Origin of the sequence: Desulfosarcina widdelii, assembly GCF_009688965.1 — a bacterium.
In the GTDB taxonomy this organism is placed as follows: Bacteria; Desulfobacterota; Desulfobacteria; order Desulfobacterales; family Desulfosarcinaceae; genus Desulfosarcina; species Desulfosarcina widdelii.
In genome coordinates this window covers 1,552,852-1,570,428 of record NZ_AP021875.1, presented here as the reverse complement: position 1 = coordinate 1,570,428, position 17,577 = coordinate 1,552,852, and the positions used below count along the sequence as shown (strand labels likewise).

Annotated in this window: 13 protein-coding genes and 1 pseudogene; 6 read left to right on the top strand and 8 right to left on the bottom strand. The window is 55.7% G+C overall.

All coding sequences use genetic code 11. The features are described from left to right. Positions 1-4 precede the first annotated feature (4 nt). A complete protein-coding gene (locus GN111_RS07260; RefSeq protein WP_197740511.1) occupies positions 5-529 on the bottom strand; it encodes an NfeD family protein in 525 nt (174 codons plus the stop codon). A gap of 296 nt (positions 530-825) precedes the next feature. On the opposite strand from GN111_RS07260, the gene GN111_RS07255 reads away from it, so the two are divergent. From GN111_RS07255 to GN111_RS33635, 4 genes are all read left to right on the top strand, one after another. After that, entirely contained in the window at positions 826-1,734 is a 909-nt protein-coding gene (locus tag GN111_RS07255) for an MBL fold metallo-hydrolase (RefSeq protein WP_155303118.1), read from the top strand. Beyond that, positions 1,731-2,651 carry a dihydroorotate dehydrogenase gene (locus GN111_RS07250; RefSeq protein WP_155303117.1) on the top strand — a complete coding sequence of 307 codons (921 nt, stop codon included), beginning with the start codon at positions 1,731-1,733 and terminating at the stop codon, positions 2,649-2,651. Before GN111_RS07255 ends, GN111_RS07250 begins: the two co-directional genes overlap by 4 nt. Before the next feature lie 262 nt (positions 2,652-2,913). Next, positions 2,914-3,495, top strand: a complete 582-nt coding sequence (locus GN111_RS07245) for a chalcone isomerase family protein (RefSeq protein WP_170302180.1) — start codon at positions 2,914-2,916, stop codon at positions 3,493-3,495. A gap of 823 nt (positions 3,496-4,318) precedes the next feature. Continuing rightward, a complete protein-coding gene (locus GN111_RS33635) occupies positions 4,319-4,885 on the top strand; it encodes a PEP-CTERM sorting domain-containing protein (RefSeq protein WP_197740509.1) in 567 nt (188 codons plus the stop codon). Between the two features lie 288 nt (positions 4,886-5,173). On the opposite strand, the pseudogene GN111_RS07235 reads toward GN111_RS33635, so the two are convergent. From GN111_RS07235 to ilvD, 6 genes and pseudogenes are all read right to left on the bottom strand, one after another. Further along, positions 5,174-6,715: pseudogene (locus tag GN111_RS07235) on the bottom strand (2-isopropylmalate synthase); the annotation flags it as partial. Between the two features lie 314 nt (positions 6,716-7,029). Next, on the bottom strand, positions 7,030-8,691 hold the full coding sequence (gene cimA / locus GN111_RS07230) for a citramalate synthase (protein ID WP_155303114.1): 1,662 nt from the start codon (positions 8,689-8,691) through the stop codon (positions 7,030-7,032). A 72-nt stretch (positions 8,692-8,763) separates the two neighbouring features. Further along, positions 8,764-9,816: a ketol-acid reductoisomerase gene (ilvC, locus tag GN111_RS07225; RefSeq protein ID WP_155303113.1), complete on the bottom strand. Its 1,053-nt coding sequence runs from the start codon at positions 9,814-9,816 to the stop codon at positions 8,764-8,766. A gap of 109 nt (positions 9,817-9,925) precedes the next feature. Then, a complete protein-coding gene (gene ilvN / locus GN111_RS07220) occupies positions 9,926-10,414 on the bottom strand; it encodes an acetolactate synthase small subunit (protein ID WP_155303112.1) in 489 nt (162 codons plus the stop codon). 9 nt (positions 10,415-10,423) lie between these two features. Continuing rightward, complete coding sequence (gene ilvB / locus GN111_RS07215) at positions 10,424-12,112, bottom strand: biosynthetic-type acetolactate synthase large subunit (protein ID WP_155303111.1); 1,689 nt, start codon at positions 12,110-12,112, stop codon at positions 10,424-10,426. Between the two features lie 100 nt (positions 12,113-12,212). After that, on the bottom strand, positions 12,213-13,880 hold the full coding sequence (gene ilvD / locus GN111_RS07210; protein ID WP_155303110.1) for a dihydroxy-acid dehydratase: 1,668 nt from the start codon (positions 13,878-13,880) through the stop codon (positions 12,213-12,215). Between the two features lie 332 nt (positions 13,881-14,212). Between ilvD and GN111_RS07205 the strand changes: the two genes are divergently transcribed. After that, positions 14,213-14,779 carry a YqgE/AlgH family protein gene (locus GN111_RS07205; RefSeq protein ID WP_155303109.1) on the top strand — a complete coding sequence of 189 codons (567 nt, stop codon included), beginning with the start codon at positions 14,213-14,215 and terminating at the stop codon, positions 14,777-14,779. An 89-nt stretch (positions 14,780-14,868) separates the two neighbouring features. Here GN111_RS07205 and GN111_RS34150 read toward each other — a convergent pair whose 3' ends face one another. Continuing rightward, complete coding sequence (locus GN111_RS34150) at positions 14,869-14,991, bottom strand: hypothetical protein (RefSeq protein ID WP_269433819.1); 123 nt, start codon at positions 14,989-14,991, stop codon at positions 14,869-14,871. A 302-nt stretch (positions 14,992-15,293) separates the two neighbouring features. Here GN111_RS34150 and GN111_RS07200 point away from each other — a divergent pair, with 302 nt between their 5' ends. Continuing rightward, positions 15,294-17,537 carry a dynamin family protein gene (locus tag GN111_RS07200; RefSeq protein WP_155303108.1) on the top strand — a complete coding sequence of 748 codons (2,244 nt, stop codon included), beginning with the start codon at positions 15,294-15,296 and terminating at the stop codon, positions 17,535-17,537. Positions 17,538-17,577 lie beyond the last annotated feature (40 nt).

Sequence of the window (17,577 nt, the reverse complement as noted above, 5' to 3'; positions counted from 1 at the left end):
ATAATTATGATTTTTTGACGATCAGAGTATTGCCCGAGATGTCGGCGACAATAACTCGGTCACCGAGGGAGACGGACGACTCGCAGATAAACGGCCACTCGTCGGAGCCCAAAAGCGGCGTGGCAAAGCGCACCAGGCCCCGGCGTCCATCGGTCGGCTCCCGGATGACCTGACCGGTCTCGCCAAGGGCGGCTTCGCGGGAGATTCCCGCCTTGGTTCGGTCGGCCATCTGCGGTCGAATGAATTTGAACCACAGGAAAGTGAATGCACAGGAGGCGATCGCCCAGACGAACAACTGCCAGGAGAAACTGATGTCCGGGACGATCAGCATCAGGCCCGCGACCAGCAGACCGCCTAGGCCGAACCAGAAGATGGTGAAACTAGGAACGAAAATTTCGGCCATGATGAGCACCATGCCGAACACCAGCCAGTACCAGTACTGAATGTGGATGTCCATGCAGCTTCCTGAATTGGGTTGACGGTTGGAAAAAGCGGCGATGCACATACCGGGCGAGTCGATCGCCTGCATCTGTCTTGGCCGACTCCCGTTTCCGGCATTATATAAATATCGGCCGTTTTTCCCCGGACAAAAGGAAATCTGTCTGTATTTTGCATCTGCCTGTAAAGTGTATCATTAGCATAAATGGTAAGTTGGGAAAAGCTGAGGTTCTATTTACCGATGAAGCCCAAAAGCTGTAATGTTCTCCCCAAACGTTCGGGTTGATCAAAATTTTCGACTCGTCTATAGTACGTTTTCGATTTTTTTGGGATTCTCATTTCCTGTTTCGGAGCAACCCTATCTTACAATAGCACCCGCAGGGGAAAATGGTTGTCAATCAGATCGGAGAGATCGCCAAAGGCGTGAACATGCTGGGCCATCGTGCCGTGCCGATTTATCTGGTGGACGGCGAAAGGCCGGCGCTTTTCGATGCCGGACTGGCTTTCCTGGCCCCGGACTATGTTCGGCAGATTCGGCAAATCCTGCAAGGCCGCCATCCGGCCTGGTGTTTTTTAACCCACTCCCATTTCGACCATTGCGGCGCGGTGGCCCATCTAAAAGAGCAATTTCCGGAAATGAAGGTAGTCTGCTCCGCAAAGGCGGCGGATGTTTTCCAGCGACCCAACGCCATTTCTATGATTTCCGATCTCAACAACTTTGCGGCCGGTATGGCCGCCGAATTCGGCGTTCCACAGGGAGACGCACCGTTTGCGTCTTTTGGCGTGGACGAGATTGCCGGGGAAGGGGACCGGTTTGAAATTTCCCCGGGCAGGATCGTCCAGGTAATGAAAACGCCGGGGCACACCCGGGATTTTCTCTCCTACTACCTTCCAGGCGAAAAACTGCTGATCGCTTCCGAAGCGTTGGGCACGCCGGACGAGACCGGCTATATCGTAACCGACTGTCTGGTGGATTACGATGTGCACTACCGGTCCATGGAGCGGTTGAATACGCTGGATGTCGAGACCCTCTGCCTGGGCCATATTTACGCCTGCACCGGCATCGATGCCCGGTTGCATATGGACCAATCCCTGGTTCAAAGCCGCCGGTTTCGCCGCATGGCGGAAGACTTTCTGGATGAGGAGAAAGGGGATGTCCAGGCGGTGATGAAGCGGGTCAAGGCCTTCGAGTGGGATGGCAAACCCGGCATCCGGCAACCCGAACCGGCTTACGTGCTCAATCTTGAGGCCCGTATCCAGACGATTCGCAGAAAATGGAAAGAGGAACGGCCATGACTGAACCCAACCTGACCGTCGACCTCGGCGGCCTGAAGCTTAAAAATCCGGTGATGACCGCTTCGGGCACCTTCGGCTATGCCCGGGAGTTCGAAGCCTACCTGGATTTGAACCGCCTGGGTGCGGTCATCGTCAAGGGACTTTCACTGGAACCCTCCAAAGGCAACCCGCCGCCGCGCATTGTGGAGACCGCCTGCGGCATGCTCAACGCCATCGGTTTGGAGAATGTGGGCGTCGAGGCCTTCATCCATGACAAACTGCCGTTTCTGCGTTCCCTTTCCGTACCCACCCTGGCCAATATATACGGCAAGACCGTGGACGAGTATGCCCTGCTGGCCGAGCGCCTGGAACCGCTGGATACCGTCAAAGGGGTGGAAGTGAACATCTCGTGCCCCAATGTGAAAGAGGGGGGTGTGGCGTTCGGATCGGACCCTGAAATCACTCGCGAGGTTGTTGCCGCCGTCCGGGAGAAAACGCGCAAACATCTCATGGTGAAGCTTTCTCCCAACGTTACCGACATCGTGAAGATCGCCCGGGCCGCCGAAGATGCCGGAGCGGACTCCCTTTCGGTGATCAACACCATCACCGGCATGGCCGTGGACCTGGCCACCCGTCGCCCTAAACTGGCCAACATTACCGGCGGCCTGTCGGGACCGGCCATCAAGCCCGTGGCCCTGCGCATGGTCTGGCAGACGGCTCAGGCCGTCGGGATTCCCGTTGTCGGTGTCGGCGGCATCATGACTGCGAAAGACGCCTTGGAATTCATGCTGGTCGGCGCCACTGCCGTTCAGGTGGGAACGGCCAATTTCGTCAATCCCGGCGGAACCATGGAGATCATCGACGGCATGGCGGCCTGGCTGGAGGAGCAGGGGATCGGGGATGTGAAGGCGTTGATTGGAACGTTGGAGACGATGTGAGTGAGGGATGAAGGAAGGTGGACGAGGGAGGAGAAGTGGTATGGGATATGAGACGTGGGATTTGAGATCTGAGACCCGGCCTCGTTGGAGCGGCTTTTCGTCCTGATTCTATTTTCCTGACTTAAAATATGGCGTTGCATTTTTAAACGAATCGGGTAAATTCAAAGACAATGTTGGCAATGGCAACAAAACCCTGATCCGGTTTGGCCCAAGATACCGTTTGATGCTGAAACCATTTCGATACCAATCAAAGGAGAGGATTATGAGCAGAAGAGTGGTTGCATGTACCGTAGCACTGTTTTTCGTTTTTGTTCTGGCCGGTGCCGGTTTTGCCGGGGAGGTGGAGATTCTGGGCGTCAAATTCCCCACCGAGAAGACCATCGAGGGCAAAACCCTCAAACTCAACGGTGTGTCTTATCTCAAAAAATTTGGTTTTGTGAAAGTCTACGCTGTAGGCCTCTACTTGGAAAATCCCACCAAGGACCCCAAAGAGGTTATCGAATCCGAACAGGTCAAATACATGCTCACCCACTACCTGACCAGCAAGGCCACAGCCAAAAAGATCAGCGAAGGATTCGTCGAACTGATGGAAGCCGGCAATCCCAAAGATCTGGTGGATGCCAACCGCGCCGACATCGATAAATACGCCTCCTGGCTGGACAAGGATATGGAGCCGGGACTGACTTCCGAATCGCTTTACGTTCCTGGCAAGGGCATCACGCTGACCTATCAGGGGCAGGTCAAAGGTACCATTCCGGGTAATACCTTCGCACAAATGTATTATCGCTATAACGTTGGCGAGAAAGCGGATAAAAAGATACGGGAGGGGTTGTTGGGGTTATAAGGTGCAACGCCATGCCATTCGCTTAATCGAAGTACCATCGGAAATAAGTCGGGGTTGCTATCGCTGTCGGGATCGAAATCGAAAAAACCGATAGCGATAGCGATAGCGATTCTGATCCCGATAAGGCTGCTTCGGCACCAATAGCGGCTTAAGTTAATGGCATTGGAACTCAAAGCCAAAACCTTACTATTGAAGCGGTTGGATGATACCTTGACGGTCCCTTAAAAAGTAGGAAATTCCAATTTTTCGTCATTCCGGCGTGGGCCGGAATCCAGTGATTTCAATATGTTCTGGATGCCGGATCAAGTCCGGCATGACGTGCCAGTGACTTTTTACGAGTTTGTCAACATTGCGGACGTAATTTCTTACCATACCTTCTAATCTGAATGTATTTGTTGCCCGACCGGACACCAATGACCTTCCATTTCTAATTGATTTTCGCCGCCTGTCAACGTGGCCCACCCCGCATTGCATATTGTACCCCCATTGCAGGAGACTGTCCGGACGCCTCGGCTTCTTTCAATGATCAAACCAGTGATTGCATGCGGCTCACCTCGAAGTTGTGAAATTCTTTTCATAGTTATCCACCCAACTATGCTATTAAGTACCCTAAAAAATTCAGAATGGGAATCCTTACCAATTCATTTTCGCCCATCACACAGCCATCGATTATCTAAGGTATTAAAATTGATAGAATAATTAAGATGCAGGAAAAATGCTGGGCTGGCTTATAGTTTTGGCATTCCAGTTGCTTAATATTCCTATTCAATAGACGGCTGTCAGAAAATTCATTCCAATTGCTACCAAAAAGGGAAAAATTGCTATGAGAAAACGGGTTTTATTTTTATTGTTAGTAAGTATGTTGTTGATCGTGCCAAATGCCATGGCTATTTCATTAACAAACGTAGAAGTATCCTATAGTTCGCCAGAGGGCACGTATGGGACCGGTTGGGCTACTGATTATGGTTTTAAATCTGATCAGACTGGTTCCGATTATCTGGGAGCTTTCTGCGTAGATGCTACGCCTCTTCAGAAACCCTACGATTATACGCTAGTTTCTGTTCCAGGCGATTTGAATAAACAAGCAGTTGCACTAGCAACGGAGTGGTTCTATGGCACTCATTACGAAGGTGCTACCAAGAGCATGTATCAGGTTGCCATATGGGATGTGCTCGGTATTAAGACATATAGCGGAGATGAGAGTATAATCGAGGCACTTACAGACGTTAATTATGGGACCAATGGAATCGGTGCCCTGTCACTCGCATTCAGCGAGACAAGTCAAAACTACTTGGTTGCTGCACCCGTCCCCGAACCCGCCACCATGCTGCTTCTGGGTACCGGACTCATAGGCCTGGCCGGATTGAGCCGCAAGAAATTCATAAGTTAGGAAAAAACCCTCCTAGAAGTTTTTTCCTTAAAAAATCGGGTACCGCGATGGGCGCGGTACCCGATTTTTTATTGCGTGAAAGGCTTAGCACCACTCAACGTGGGAGCGGCTTCCAACCGCGATTTAATTCGTATCAAAAACGATAGCATGCCTTATTCGAAGTTCAAAGTTGGACGTTCGATGTTCGACATTCACGGATCTGGATGATTCCCCAATCCCGAAATTTCCCCATCCGAACTTCCATCGTCCATCATCCATCGTCCGTCCTTTGCCCTTCGACCTCTGAACCTACAGCGTCTGCGAAGCCTTAACCGGATGGGCCTTCAAATACTCCAACCGGTTCAACCCATTGACGTAGGCCTTGGCGCTGGCGGTGATGATGTCCGGGTCGGAGCCGCGGCCCAGGGCAACCAGACCGTTTTCCCGCAACCGGACCGTCACCTCGCCCTGAGCGTCGGTGCCGCCGGTCAGGGCGCTGACGGTGAAGCGCAGCAGTTCGGCACCGGTGCCGGTCAACTGGGCAATGGTGTTGAAGGCCGAGTCGATGGGACCGTTGCCGTAATTGGCGCCTTTGACGCTGCGGTCGTTGATGGAGAGCTTGACGCTGGCCATGGGCATGACCGTCGTACCGCAGGTCACATGCAGATACTCCAGCCTGAAGATTTCGGAGGACCGCAGCACACCCTCGGTGACCAGGGCCTCGAGGTCTTCGTCCATGACGTGCTTTTTCCTGTCAGCCAACGCCTTGAACTGTTTGAAGACCGTTTTCAACTCTTCGTCGGAAAGATCGTAGCCCAACTGTTTCAAATGCGTGTGAAGAGCGTGCCGACCGGAGTGTTTGCCCAGGACCAGTTGATTTTTGCTCAGGCCAATGGTTTCCGGTTTCATGATCTCGTAGGTCATGGGGTTTTTCAGCACGCCGTCCTGATGGATGCCGGCTTCGTGGGCAAAGGCATTGGCCCCCACGACGGCTTTGTTGGGCTGAACCATGATGCCGGTGATCATGCTCACCAGACGGCTGGTGGGGTAAATGTGCTCGGTAAGGATGCCGGTCTCGAAGGGCATCAGGTTGTTGCGGGTATGCAGGGCCATGACCACCTCTTCCATGCTGGTGTTGCCGGCCCGCTCGCCGATGCCGTTGATGGTCACTTCAGCCTGGCGGGCACCTGCGTTGATGGCCGCAACGGTGTTGGCCGTGGCCAGGCCCAGATCGTTGTGGCAGTGGACGCTCAATGTGGCTTTGTGCATATTGGGCGTGTGGGCCATGACATACCGGACCATCTCCTCGAATTCTTGGGGAATGGCGTACCCCACAGTATCCGGGAGGTTGATGGTGGTGGCACCTGCCTCGATGGCCGCCTCGAACACCTTGCATAGATAGTCGCGGTCGCTTCGGGAGCCATCTTCGGCGGAAAACTCAACATTGTCGGTGAAAGATTTGGCGTAGCGGACGGCCTCCACTGCGGCGTTGAGTACCTCGTCCCGGCTCATGTTCAATTTGTACTTCAGGTGCAGGTCAGACGTGGCGATGAAGGTGTGGATGCAGGGTTTGGCCGCATGCTGCACGGCCGACCATGCCAGGTCGATATCTTCCTTGTTGGTCCGTGCCAGCCCGGCAACCACGCTGGTTTTGAGCCGTTGGGCGATCTTCGTAACTGCTTCGAGATCGCCTTCCGATGCGGCCGGAAAACCCGCCTCGATAACGTCGACACCCAGCTTTTCCAACTGGACGGCCAGGCGCAATTTCTCGTTGGTGTTCATGCTGGCGCCGGGGCTCTGCTCGCCGTCCCGCAAGGTGGTATCGAATATTTTTACGCGTTCGGTCATTGTTGTTCTCCTTTTATAGACAGATAAGGATTTCTTTTCTCATTGAAATGATTAGGATAATTATTTTGCCAATCCGGTGGCCGACCTTTTGGTGAACACCCCTCATATCCTTTCCGCAAAGGCAGGAATCCATAAGAATGTCAGCGGTGGATCCTCGTCTTAGCGGGGACGACGGCAACAAGAATTCAGCGGTCGGTCAGGCAACTGCGAGCATGGGCCGCGGGATTCTGCCTTTGGCTTTTCCCGCGGCGTTGATACCTTCCTTGGTGGGATTCATGATCGTTTCATCTTTCAGGGCTAAATGTCAGCCAGATCCATCATGCATTGCATGACATGGACCAGCCCAGTTTGAGATCTTTGGTTTTAGGGTTTTCGGTGGCCGACCGATTTTTTCGTGCCTCTTTGGCCAGTTTAAACTGGAAGCTGTCCGCCAGAGCCTGCCAACTGGCCTCGATAATGTCTTCGGACACCCCGATGGTGCTCCAGATCTGATCGTGGTCGCGTGATTCGATGAATACCCGAACCTTGGCGGCCGTTCCATCCCGGCCGTCCACCACGCGGACCTTGAAGTCCACCAATTTCATGGTGTCCAGATCCGGGTAGAAATTACCCAGTGCTTTTCTCAGGGCGTTGTCCAGGGCACTGACCGGGCCCAAGCCTTCGGCCGCGGTAATTTCGTGGCTGTCGTCGACCGAGATCTTGATGGTGGCGTGGGCCGAACAGGGCAGGTCTTTGTCCTTTTCGATGGTCACCCGGAACGACTCCAGGTCGAACAGCGGTTTGAACTGTTCGGTAAACTTTTCCAGCATGATTTTGAAGGATCCGTCGGCCACGTCGAACTGGTATCCTTCGTCTTCCATCTGCTTGATCGCTTTGACGATGGTTTTGCTGTCGCATCCGTTGGCACACAGGTCCACGCCCATTTCCCTGGCCTTGTATTCTACATTGCTCTTGCCGGCCAGATCGGACATCAGGACCCGGCGCTGGTTGCCGACAATTTCCGGGTCGATGTGCTCGTAAGCCCGGGATTCCTTCATGATCGCGCTGACGTGGATGCCGCCCTTATGGGCAAAAGCGCTGCGTCCCACGAAAGGACGGCTGTTTAAAGGCACGATGTTGGCCGTTTCACTGACGAAACGCGAAAGGCTCTTCAGCCCGCATAACTTCTCTTCCGGTATGCAGGTATGCTTCATTTTGGCGTTGAACACCGGAATCAGGGTGGTGAGGTCGGCATTCCCGCAGCGTTCTCCGTAGCCGTTGATGGTGCCGTGGACCATGACGGCTCCACAGTTCACGGCAGATACGGCGTTGGCCTCGGCCATGCCGCAGTCGTTGTGGGTGTGGATGCCCAGCTTCATGCGGCCGGCGTCCAGCCCCTGTTTTTCCAGGGCCTGCTTGACCGAGCGGATGATGGCGTCCACCTCATGGGGCAGGGTGCCCCCGTTGGTGTCGCAAAGAACCAGAAAATCGGCGCCGGCATCGGCAGCCGCTGCCAGGGTTTGAACGGCATACTCGGGAGATTCCTTGAATCCGTCGAAGAAGTGTTCGGCGTCGTAGATTACTTCCAGGCCGTTGGTCTTGAGAAAATCTACACTGTCAGAAATCATGGAGATATTTTCGGCCAATGTGTTGCCCATAATGGCTTCCACGTGCAAGGGCCAGCTCTTGCCGAAAATAGCCGCCGCCGGGGTCCCGGTTTTCAAAATGGCCTGCAGGTTGGGGTCGTCGGCGGCAGGGATGCCAGCTTTGCAGGTCGAACCGAAGGCGGTGATGCGCGTGGTGGCGAACCTCTCGCGTTTGGCCAGATCGAAAAACCGGATGTCGCGGGGATTGGATCCGGGCCATCCGCCCTCGACATAGTGGATGCCCATCTCATCCAGGCGCAGGGCGATCTTTAACTTCTCGTCCGCGGTGAACGTGATATTTTCTCCCTGAGTTCCGTCTCTCAAGGTGGTGTCGTAGATCAGGAGCGGTTCCATGGCTCTTTCTCCTTCAAACGGCTGTGAGCGGGGATCCGGCCGATCGTTTGCGCCGGACCCCCGAACCCGTTCTTATTTGCGCCTGTTTTCCGGGCGCAGGGCGCGAACCGCGGCGCCGGCCCGCCACATCTCAGAGTCGTGAATGGCTTTCAATTCGGCGTCCAATTTTTCCCGGTAGTCCGCGGCACTGTTGCAGGTCAGCGTGCGCCGGGTTTCTTCTCCGGTGATCACGCTTTCGTATAACTGTTCGAACACCGGTGCGACGGCTTCGCGAAAGCGGGGAGCCCAGTCCAGAGCACCGCGCTGGGCCGTGGTGCTGCAATTGGCGTACATCCAGTCCATGCCGTTTTGGGCCACCAGGCGAATCAGGCTCTGGGTGAGTTCTTCCACGGTTTCGTTGAAGGCCTCGCTGGGGCTGTGGCCATTTTTACGCAGCACGTTGTACTGGGCTTCCATGACGCCGGCCAGGCAGCCCATGAGAACCCCGCGCTCTCCGGTGAGGTCGCTGTGAACTTCTTTTTCGAAGGTGGTTGGAAACAGGTAGCCGGAGCCGATGGCGATGCCCAGGGCGAGAGTCCGATCCTTGGCCCGGCCGGTAAAGTCCTGGTGAACGGCGAAACTGGAGTTGATTCCGCTGCCGTCCAGAAAGTTGGTTCGAACCGTGGTTCCGGAGCCTTTGGGTGCCGCCAGGATCACGTCCACATTTTCCGGGGGCACGATACCGGTCTGCTCGCGATAAACGATGCCGAATCCGTGTGAGAAGTACAGGGCGTCGCCTTCGTTGAGGCAATCTTTGATGGTGGGCCACATGGCCACCTGGCCGGCATCGGAGAGCAGGTACTGGATCACGGTGGCCTTGCGGGCCGCCTCTTCGATGGATAAGAGGGTCTTACCCGGAACGAAACCGTCGGCCACGGCCTTGTCCCATGAAGCGGTCCCTTCCCGCTGGCCGACAATTACGGCAATCCCGTTGTCGCGCATGTTCAGTGCCTGGCCCGGCCCCTGCACGCCGTAGCCGAGAACGGCCACGGTTTCGTTTTCCAGTACCTCCCGAGCTCGCTGGAGGGTGAATTCTTCCGAGGTGATCACTTCTTCAATCGTTCCGCCAAAATCGATATTTGCCATCGAATACTCCTTGAAATGTTCATTTTTCACCGGCAGGTCTGCAGTCAGTCACTACCGGGTCGGTTTCACCGGTTTTGCCTGCCGCCCCGACGGCGGCCAGGCAACCGGATCAGTTGGGTTCCCTGAACAGGGCGATAGTGCCGGTGCGGGCGATTTTCTTGATGCCCATGGGTTTGAGCAGATTGACCAGCGCCCGCATCTTGTCCTCGGTCCCGGTGGCCTCGATGATGTAATATTCGGGCCCCACGTCGACCACCTTGCATCTGAAAATGTCCACGATCCGCAGAATCTCGTCGCGAGCCTCCGGTTTGGCCCGCACACAGATCAGCGCCATTTCCCGTTGAACCGATCGTGACCCGGTAAGGTCCCTGAGCTTGATCACATTGATGAGTTTTCGAAGCTGCTTTTCGATCTGTTCAACGAGCGGTTCGTTGGCTTTGGTGACAATAGTGATCCGGGATACCTTAGGATCGATGGTTTCCGCCACGCACAGGCTTTCTATGTTGAATCCCCGGCCGCTGAACAATCCAACGATTCGGGAGAGCACACCCGGTTCGTTGTCCACCAGCATGGTCAATATATGTTTTTTCTCTTCCATCACAATCCTCTAAACCAGCAGCATTTCCGTTATAGGCGCCCCCGCCGGAACCATGGGGTAGACGCACTCTTCCTTGGTCACCTGGAAATCCATGATTACCGGCCCGGGCGTTTCCAGACCCCGGCGCAGAACCGTTTCCACTTCGTCCGGACGGGTAGCCCGCAGTCCCGCGGCGCCAAAGGCCTCGGCCAGTTTGACGAAGTCGGGCGCATGATCCATGCAGGTACAGGCGTAGCGCTTGTCGTAAAACAGTTCCTGCCACTGGCGAACCATGCCCAGATAACAGTTGTTCAGGATTACCACCTTGACCGGCAGCCCATACTGCACGGCCGTGGCCATTTCCTGAATGTTCATCTGGATGCTGCCGTCTCCGGCCACATCCACCACCAGGGCATCGGGGAAGGCCACCTGGGCGCCGATGGCCGCAGGCAGACCGAATCCCATGGTCCCCAGACCGCCGGAAGTGACGAAATGTCCCGGTTGGTCGAAGTGGTAGTACTGGGCCGCCCACATCTGGTTCTGACCCACTTCCGTGGTGATAATGGCTTTCCCCTGGGTCAGTTCGTAGAGTCTTTCGATCACATACTGCGGCTTGATTTCCGTTTCTCCCTGGTCGTAGGCCAGTTTGTAGTTTTGTCGCCACTGCTCGATCTGATCCAGCCAGGGGCCGCGATTGGCCGTGATGGCGTCCATATCCTCTTCTGCCAGAAATTTGTTGATGGTTTGCAGGCTGCTTTTACAGTCGCCCACAACGGGAATGCTCACCGGCACGTTCTTGCGGATTGAGGTGGGATCGATGTCGATGTGCACGATCTTGGCCTGGGAGGCAAAACAGTCCGTCTTGCCGGTCACCCGGTCGTCGAAACGCACGCCGATGCCGATAAGCAGATCGCATTCGGCCGTGCTCATGTTGGCCCGATAGGTGCCGTGCATACCGATCATCCCCAGTGAGAGGGGATCGGAACCGGGAAAAGCGCCCAGCCCCATGAGGGACATGGTGACAGGAATACGGGCCGTGCGGGCCAGGTGGGTCAACTCCCCGGCTCCCTTGGAAAGAATCACGCCGCCGCCGGCAAAGATCAGCGGGCGTTGGGCGGCTTTAATCAGATCGACCACTTTGCGCAGTTGCTTGGCGTTGGGTTTGTAAGTCGGGTTGTAGGATTTGAGCTTGACCTTCTGCTTGGGCTTGAAGTTGGTCATCGCCTGCTGCACATTTTTCGGGATGTCCACCAGCACCGGACCCGGCCGACCGGAGCGGGCAATGTGAAAGGCCTCCTTGAGAATTCTGGGAAGTTCCTCCACGGAAGGCACCAGGTAGTTGTGCTTGGTGCAGGGTCGGGTGATGCCGACGATATCCACCTCCTGAAAGGCGTCGTTGCCGATCAGATGGGTGGGCACCTGGCCGCAGACGATCACCAGGGGAATCGAATCCATGTAAGCGGTGGCCACTCCGGTGACGGCATTGGTGGCGCCCGGCCCGGAAGTGACGATACAGACACCGACCTTGCCGGTGACGCGGGCGTAGCCGTCGGCGGCATGCACGGCCCCCTGCTCGTGACGCACCAGGTAGTGGCGGATATCGGTTCCCTCCAGGCTGTCGTGAATGTCGATGGTGGCGCCGCCGGGAAACCCGAAAACGGAATCCACGCCCTCTTCCTTGAGGACTTCCATCAGAATCTGTGCTCCCTTGAGCTTCATTGATCTATTCCTTATTATTCTAATTTTTCGGTGTCGGAGTTCTAATGTCAGGTTTCTGTCTTCCGGCCTCCGACCTCCGTCTTCCGCCATCCGGCCTCCGTCATCGGACAATGGCCCCCTGACTGGCCGAAGAAACCTGCCGTGCATAACGCGCCATGTATCCTTGGCGAATCTTGGGCTCCGGTGGCTGCCAGTCCGATCGGCGCCGTTCGATCTCATCGTCAGGAACCATCAGGCGAATCGCCTTGCCGGGGATGTCGATGGCGATGCGGTCGCCTTCTTTTACCAGGGCAATGGCCCCGCCCTGGGCCGCTTCCGGCGAGACATGGCCGATGGCAGCCCCACGGGAGCCGCCCGAAAAGCGCCCGTCGGTGATCAACGCGACGTAAGCGTCCAGCCCCATGCCTGCGATGGCCGAGGTCGGGGTGAGCATTTCACGCATGCCGGGTCCGCCCCTGGGTCCTTCGTAACGGACAACGACTACATCGCCTTTTACAATGCGGCCCTCCATGATGGCCCGGGTCGCCTCCTCTTCCGAATCGAAAACCCGGGCCGGTCCTTCGTGGCGCATCATCGATTCCAGAACGGCGGACTGTTTGACCACGCATCCCTCGGGCGCCAGGTTGCCGTAGAGAACCGCCAGGCCCCCCTGACGATGGTAGGGGTTGTCCAGGGGGCGGATCACCTCGGGGTCGAAGACGCCGACTTCGGCGATATTTTCGGAAACGGTTTTGCCCGTGGCCGTGAGGCAGTCGTCATGGATCATTCCTCCGGCGGCCAGGGTTTTGAGAACGGCACCGATTCCGCCAGCTCGGTTCAGGTCCTGAATGTGATGGGTGCCGCCGGGGCTGAGCGAGCAGATGTGAGGCGTTTTTTCACTGATGGTGTTGATCCGGTTCAAATCCAGTTCTACCCCGGCTTCGGCGGCGATGGCCGGCAGATGCAGCACCGTGTTCGTCGAACACCCCAGGGCCATATCCACGGTCAGGGCGTTATGAAAGGACCTGGCGGTCATAATGCTTCGGGCAGTAATCCCGTGTTTCCATAAATCGAGAATCCGAATTCCGGCCTGCTTGGCCAGGCGCACCCGGGCCGAGTAGACGGCCGGGATGGTCCCGTTGCCCGGCAGGCCCATGCCGATCACTTCGGTAAGGCAGTTCATGGAGTTCGCCGTGAACATTCCGGCGCACGAGCCGCAGGTGGGGCACGCGGCGTCTTCGATGGCCGTAAGGCTCCCGGCTTCCATTTTTCCCGCTTTTACGGCCCCGACGGCCTCGAATACAGTAATCAGGTCGATTTTGCGGCCGGGAACTTCCGGATGTTCCCCGGCCAGCATGGGCCCCCCGCTGACGAAAATGGTGGGCAGGTCCAGACGGGCGGCGGCCATGAGCATGCCGGGGACGATTTTATCGCAGTTGGGAATCATGACCAGGGCGTCCAGGGCATGGCCGGTGGCCATCACTTCGACGGAGTCGGCAATGAGTTCGCGGCTGGCCAGAGAGTACTTCATACCCATATGGTTCATGGCGATGCCATCGCATACGCCGATGGTTCCGAATTCCACCGGCGTCCCGCCAGCTATGTAGATTCCGGCCTTTACCGCCTGTGACAGGGTATTGAGATGAACGTGACCGGGAATGGCGGTGTTGACGGCATTGGCAATGCCGACCAGTGGTCGCCCGATTTCTTCGTCCGTGTACCCGATCGCTTTGAAAAGGGCCCTGTGCGGTGCCCGTTCGATTCCTTTTTTAGCCGCGTCGCTTTTCATTCCGGATATTTCCTTTCCAAAAAAACAAAAAAAAATCCGTTATCGCCTCTTAGGGGAGATAACGGATTTTGTGATTTCCGGTGTTGGCTGGTTTAGGCCATTATCGCCCCCGTTTCCTCGTGGTGGATAAGGACACCCACTACGAGGATAAGAATAAGACCAATAATGCTGATAAGGGCGAAACGATTTTTCATAGATTCTACAAGCCTTCCGAATATGGGCTCACCCCTAACAGTACGCTTCCGGCAAGTCAAGCTTTTTCTTGCCTTTGGGCCGATGCGCAGCTACACTGTGGCAACCTCTGCAACCTTCAGACCGGGGAGACTCCCGATATGGACCAGACATGGCAATCTTTGAAAGGCAAATTTCTCATCGCCATGCCCGGACTGGCCGACCCCAATTTTTACCAGAGCGTGACCTGCCTGTCCGAGCACAATCAGAAAGGGGCCATGGGGATCGTAATCACGCGGATTCATCCGGAAGTCAACGGGCAAATGATTTTCGACGAACTGCAGATCCCGACTTTTGCCGAAGCCCACCGCATTCCGGTTCACATCGGGGGACCGGTCCATGCCAACGAGCTTTTTGTCCTTCACGGCGAACCTTTTGACTGGGAAGGCAGCATGATGGTTACCGAAGAACTGGCGTTGAGCAATTCACGGGATATTCTTCAAGCCATCGCCATGGGCAAAGGGCCCCGGTCTTTTATTATCTCTCTGGGATGCGCCGGTTGGGGGCCCGGTCAACTGGAGGGTGAAATTCGTGGCAATGCCTGGATCACATGTTCTTATTCGGAGGAGATCGCCTTTCGGCTGGATGTGGATCAACGCTGGGAGGCGGCCATGAAAACGATCGGTATCGACCCGGCGCTGCTTTCCGATATACCGGGTCACGCTTAGTGGAAAACTTCAGGAAGTCGTCGACAAAATGGCAGTAACCGTAAAAAAGCGGTTTGCGTGAAATTGTACCGCGGTTTTTTTATTGGGCGTCATTCTTTTTGGGTTTTTGCTTCGGCTTTTTCTTCTTCAGGCAAACCTTGTCCTTCCTGACGAATGCGCAGAGTTTGGGATTGTAGTACTCCTTGCAGTTCAGGGGGTTGTATAATGGACATTCAGGATGTTTTTCTGACATGTGTCTGGTATTCCTTATGTGGATTTGGCGACGGCGATCCGCCCATCTCAACACGCACGAAAGCCCTATATAGCATTAACTCATAAGATTTACAAGCCTTTGTGTTTGTTTGAAGAGTTCCGGCCGCTGTCTGTCCCGGGTCTGTAAGGCTTTGACAATCGATTCGTTTAACGGTAAACATTTGCCGTCGAGGTCCGGATGGAGCCCGCGGGCCGATTCCGGCCGATTTACATGCAATTCCTCTTTTTCCTAAATCGTTACCGAACCTGAGAACTGATCGATATGCCCGCTTACGAAACCCTGAAGCACCAGCTCGCCGAAATCAGCAATGACACGGCTCGTCTTCTCGACGATGCCGAGGAGATTACCGAACGCGTCGATGAAGGGATCGCTCATTGGAGGTCAACCTGCCGGACCATTTCGGAGCAGATATCGCAAGAGACCATGCGCGTGGCCGTGGTGGGCGCCATCAAGTCCGGGAAGAGTACCTTCGTCAACACCCTTTTTGGCGGTGACTACCTGAAACGCGGCGCCGGCGTGGTGACCTCCATTGTCACCCGGGTGAGAATCGGTTCCGGACTGCGGGCCATCCTCTACCTGAAAAGCTGGGACGAGGTGAACCGGGAGATCGATCAGGCGTCGGTGCTCTTACCTTCGAATAGCCAATCCGGAGAGACACAACCCTTCGATATTCGAAGAGAAAAGGATCGCCAAGTTCTTTCCGCGGCCCTGGACGATCTGGCCGCCGACCAATTGATTTCCAACGACACCCGCAGCGCCGGAAGCGTGCTTCTGGAATGCTGTCTGAACGGGTACGAGCGTGTCAGGGAACTGGTCGAAGCGGACCAGCGGACCGTCATTTTCGAAAACGGACGTTTTCCCGAACATCGCGATTTTGTCGGCGACGACGCCATGGCCGTCTACCTCAAGGATATTCAACTGGAAATCGACAGGTCCGGTTTGGGTCAGGGGGTAGAGATTGCCGACTGCCAGGGCAGCGATTCTCCCAACCCGCTGCACCTGGCCATGATTCAGGACTATCTGATGATGGCCCACCTGACTCTGTACGTGATCAGCAGCCGCACGGGCCTGCGCCAGGCGGACATCCGGTTTTTGTCCATGATTCGCAAAATGGGCATTATGGACACCGTCGCTTTTATCGTGAACTGCGATTTCAGCGAGCATGAATCCCTCGAGGATCTGATCGAAGGCGTTCGCAAAATCGAAGCCGATCTGAGCGTGCTGTGCCCCGAACCCAAGCTTTTCACATTTTCAGCCCTTTTTCACCTCATGGCTCAGATGGAAGCCGATCTGTCTCCGAGAGACCGGGATCGATACGCGCACTGGTGCCGTGAGGCGGAGATGGTCGCCTTCGCCGACCGGGAACGAAGCCGCTTTGAGAAATTTCTGGAACAAAAGATCAGTCGGGAGAAAAGCCACCTGCTGCTGAAAAACCATCTGGAACGTCTGGAGATCGTCGCCGGCGGTATCGGCAACTGGATTGCCTTTAACCGCGACCTGCTGGCCCGCGATGTCAATGGCGCCAGGGAACTGGCCGATCATGCTCACCGGCAGCAGGGGCGACTGGACCGGCTGAAACAGACTGTGAAAAACGCCATCGACGGGGCTTTGCTCCATGCCAAGCGGGACCTGAAAAGTGCCATTGACGGGTTTTTCAAAGAGCACGACGGCGGGGTGGTCGAGGGCGTGGTGCAATTTGTACGGGGCTATCGGGTTGAGATGGAGCGCTACAGCGAAAACCTGAAAGCGGCGGGGTTCGCCAAAACACTTTACATGGTGTTCCAGGAATTCAAGCAGGCGGTGGATGCCCACATGGCCGAAACTGTGAACCCCATGGTGATCAACTTCATCAGGTCCCGGGAGAAGATCCTGGCGGAATACCTGGACGAAATTGCCGAACCTTACGGGGCCATGATCGATGAAGCCTTAAAGCCAGTTACCGCCGCCGTGAACGATGAGAAGAATGACCAGCGGCGGCCGCGCTCGACCATCCGTGTCGGTCCGGAACTGGAAACGATTCGAAAAACGGCCGGCCTTTCCCTGCCCCCGGCCGCTGCAACCATGCGCTATTCCGCCCAGATCAAAACCGAAGCGGTCATGCGTTTCGGATTCTACAAGCTTGTCAACCTGGTGAAAAAGGCCTTGAAAAAAACCGGAGACAAGGCCCATGGAGAGCAGTTTCTGGCGCTGGCTTCGGGTATCAAACGAATGAAACGGGAGACGGAGCGATCCATCCTCTTTCACATGAAGGATTACAGGGAGAACATCAAGTATCAGTACATGCTCAAACTGGCCGATGCCGCCGCATCCGCCCTTTACGGCCAGGTTCAGGATCGCTTCCGGCACCATGGGGCCGATCTTTCCCGGCTGGTGGATCTGATGGGCGAAGAGCGGCTGGACAAGGAAAAAGTGTCCGCTTCGCTGGCAAAGATGGGTGAGGCATCCAGCGTGCTGCAGGAAAAGATCTCGAATCTGAGAAACGATCTGGAGCAACTGAACGGATAGCGTCCGTTTGTTAATGGCCCGTTAGAGAAAGGCGAAACAT

Excerpts from the sequence above, each read along its gene's own strand:
- GN111_RS07245 (WP_170302180.1), top strand. The coding sequence starts at position 2,914 with ATGAGCAGAAGAGTGGTTGCATGTACCGTAGCACTGTTTTTCGTTTTT.
- ilvC (WP_155303113.1), bottom strand. The coding sequence starts at position 9,816 with ATGGCAAATATCGATTTTGGCGGAACGATTGAAGAAGTGATCACCTCG.
- cimA (WP_155303114.1), bottom strand. The coding sequence starts at position 8,691 with ATGGAACCGCTCCTGATCTACGACACCACCTTGAGAGACGGAACTCAG.
- GN111_RS07250 (WP_155303117.1), top strand. The coding sequence starts at position 1,731 with ATGACTGAACCCAACCTGACCGTCGACCTCGGCGGCCTGAAGCTTAAA.
- GN111_RS34150 (WP_269433819.1), bottom strand. The coding sequence starts at position 14,991 with ATGTCCATTATACAACCCCCTGAACTGCAAGGAGTACTACAATCCCAA.
- GN111_RS07255 (WP_155303118.1), top strand. The coding sequence starts at position 826 with ATGGTTGTCAATCAGATCGGAGAGATCGCCAAAGGCGTGAACATGCTG.
- ilvD (WP_155303110.1), bottom strand. The coding sequence starts at position 13,880 with ATGAAAAGCGACGCGGCTAAAAAAGGAATCGAACGGGCACCGCACAGG.
- ilvN (WP_155303112.1), bottom strand. The coding sequence starts at position 10,414 with ATGGAAGAGAAAAAACATATATTGACCATGCTGGTGGACAACGAACCG.
- GN111_RS07200 (WP_155303108.1), top strand. The coding sequence starts at position 15,294 with ATGCCCGCTTACGAAACCCTGAAGCACCAGCTCGCCGAAATCAGCAAT.
- ilvB (WP_155303111.1), bottom strand. The coding sequence starts at position 12,112 with ATGAAGCTCAAGGGAGCACAGATTCTGATGGAAGTCCTCAAGGAAGAG.
- GN111_RS07205 (WP_155303109.1), top strand. The coding sequence starts at position 14,213 with ATGGACCAGACATGGCAATCTTTGAAAGGCAAATTTCTCATCGCCATG.
- GN111_RS07260 (WP_197740511.1), bottom strand. The coding sequence starts at position 529 with ATGCAGGCGATCGACTCGCCCGGTATGTGCATCGCCGCTTTTTCCAAC.
- GN111_RS33635 (WP_197740509.1), top strand. The coding sequence starts at position 4,319 with ATGAGAAAACGGGTTTTATTTTTATTGTTAGTAAGTATGTTGTTGATC.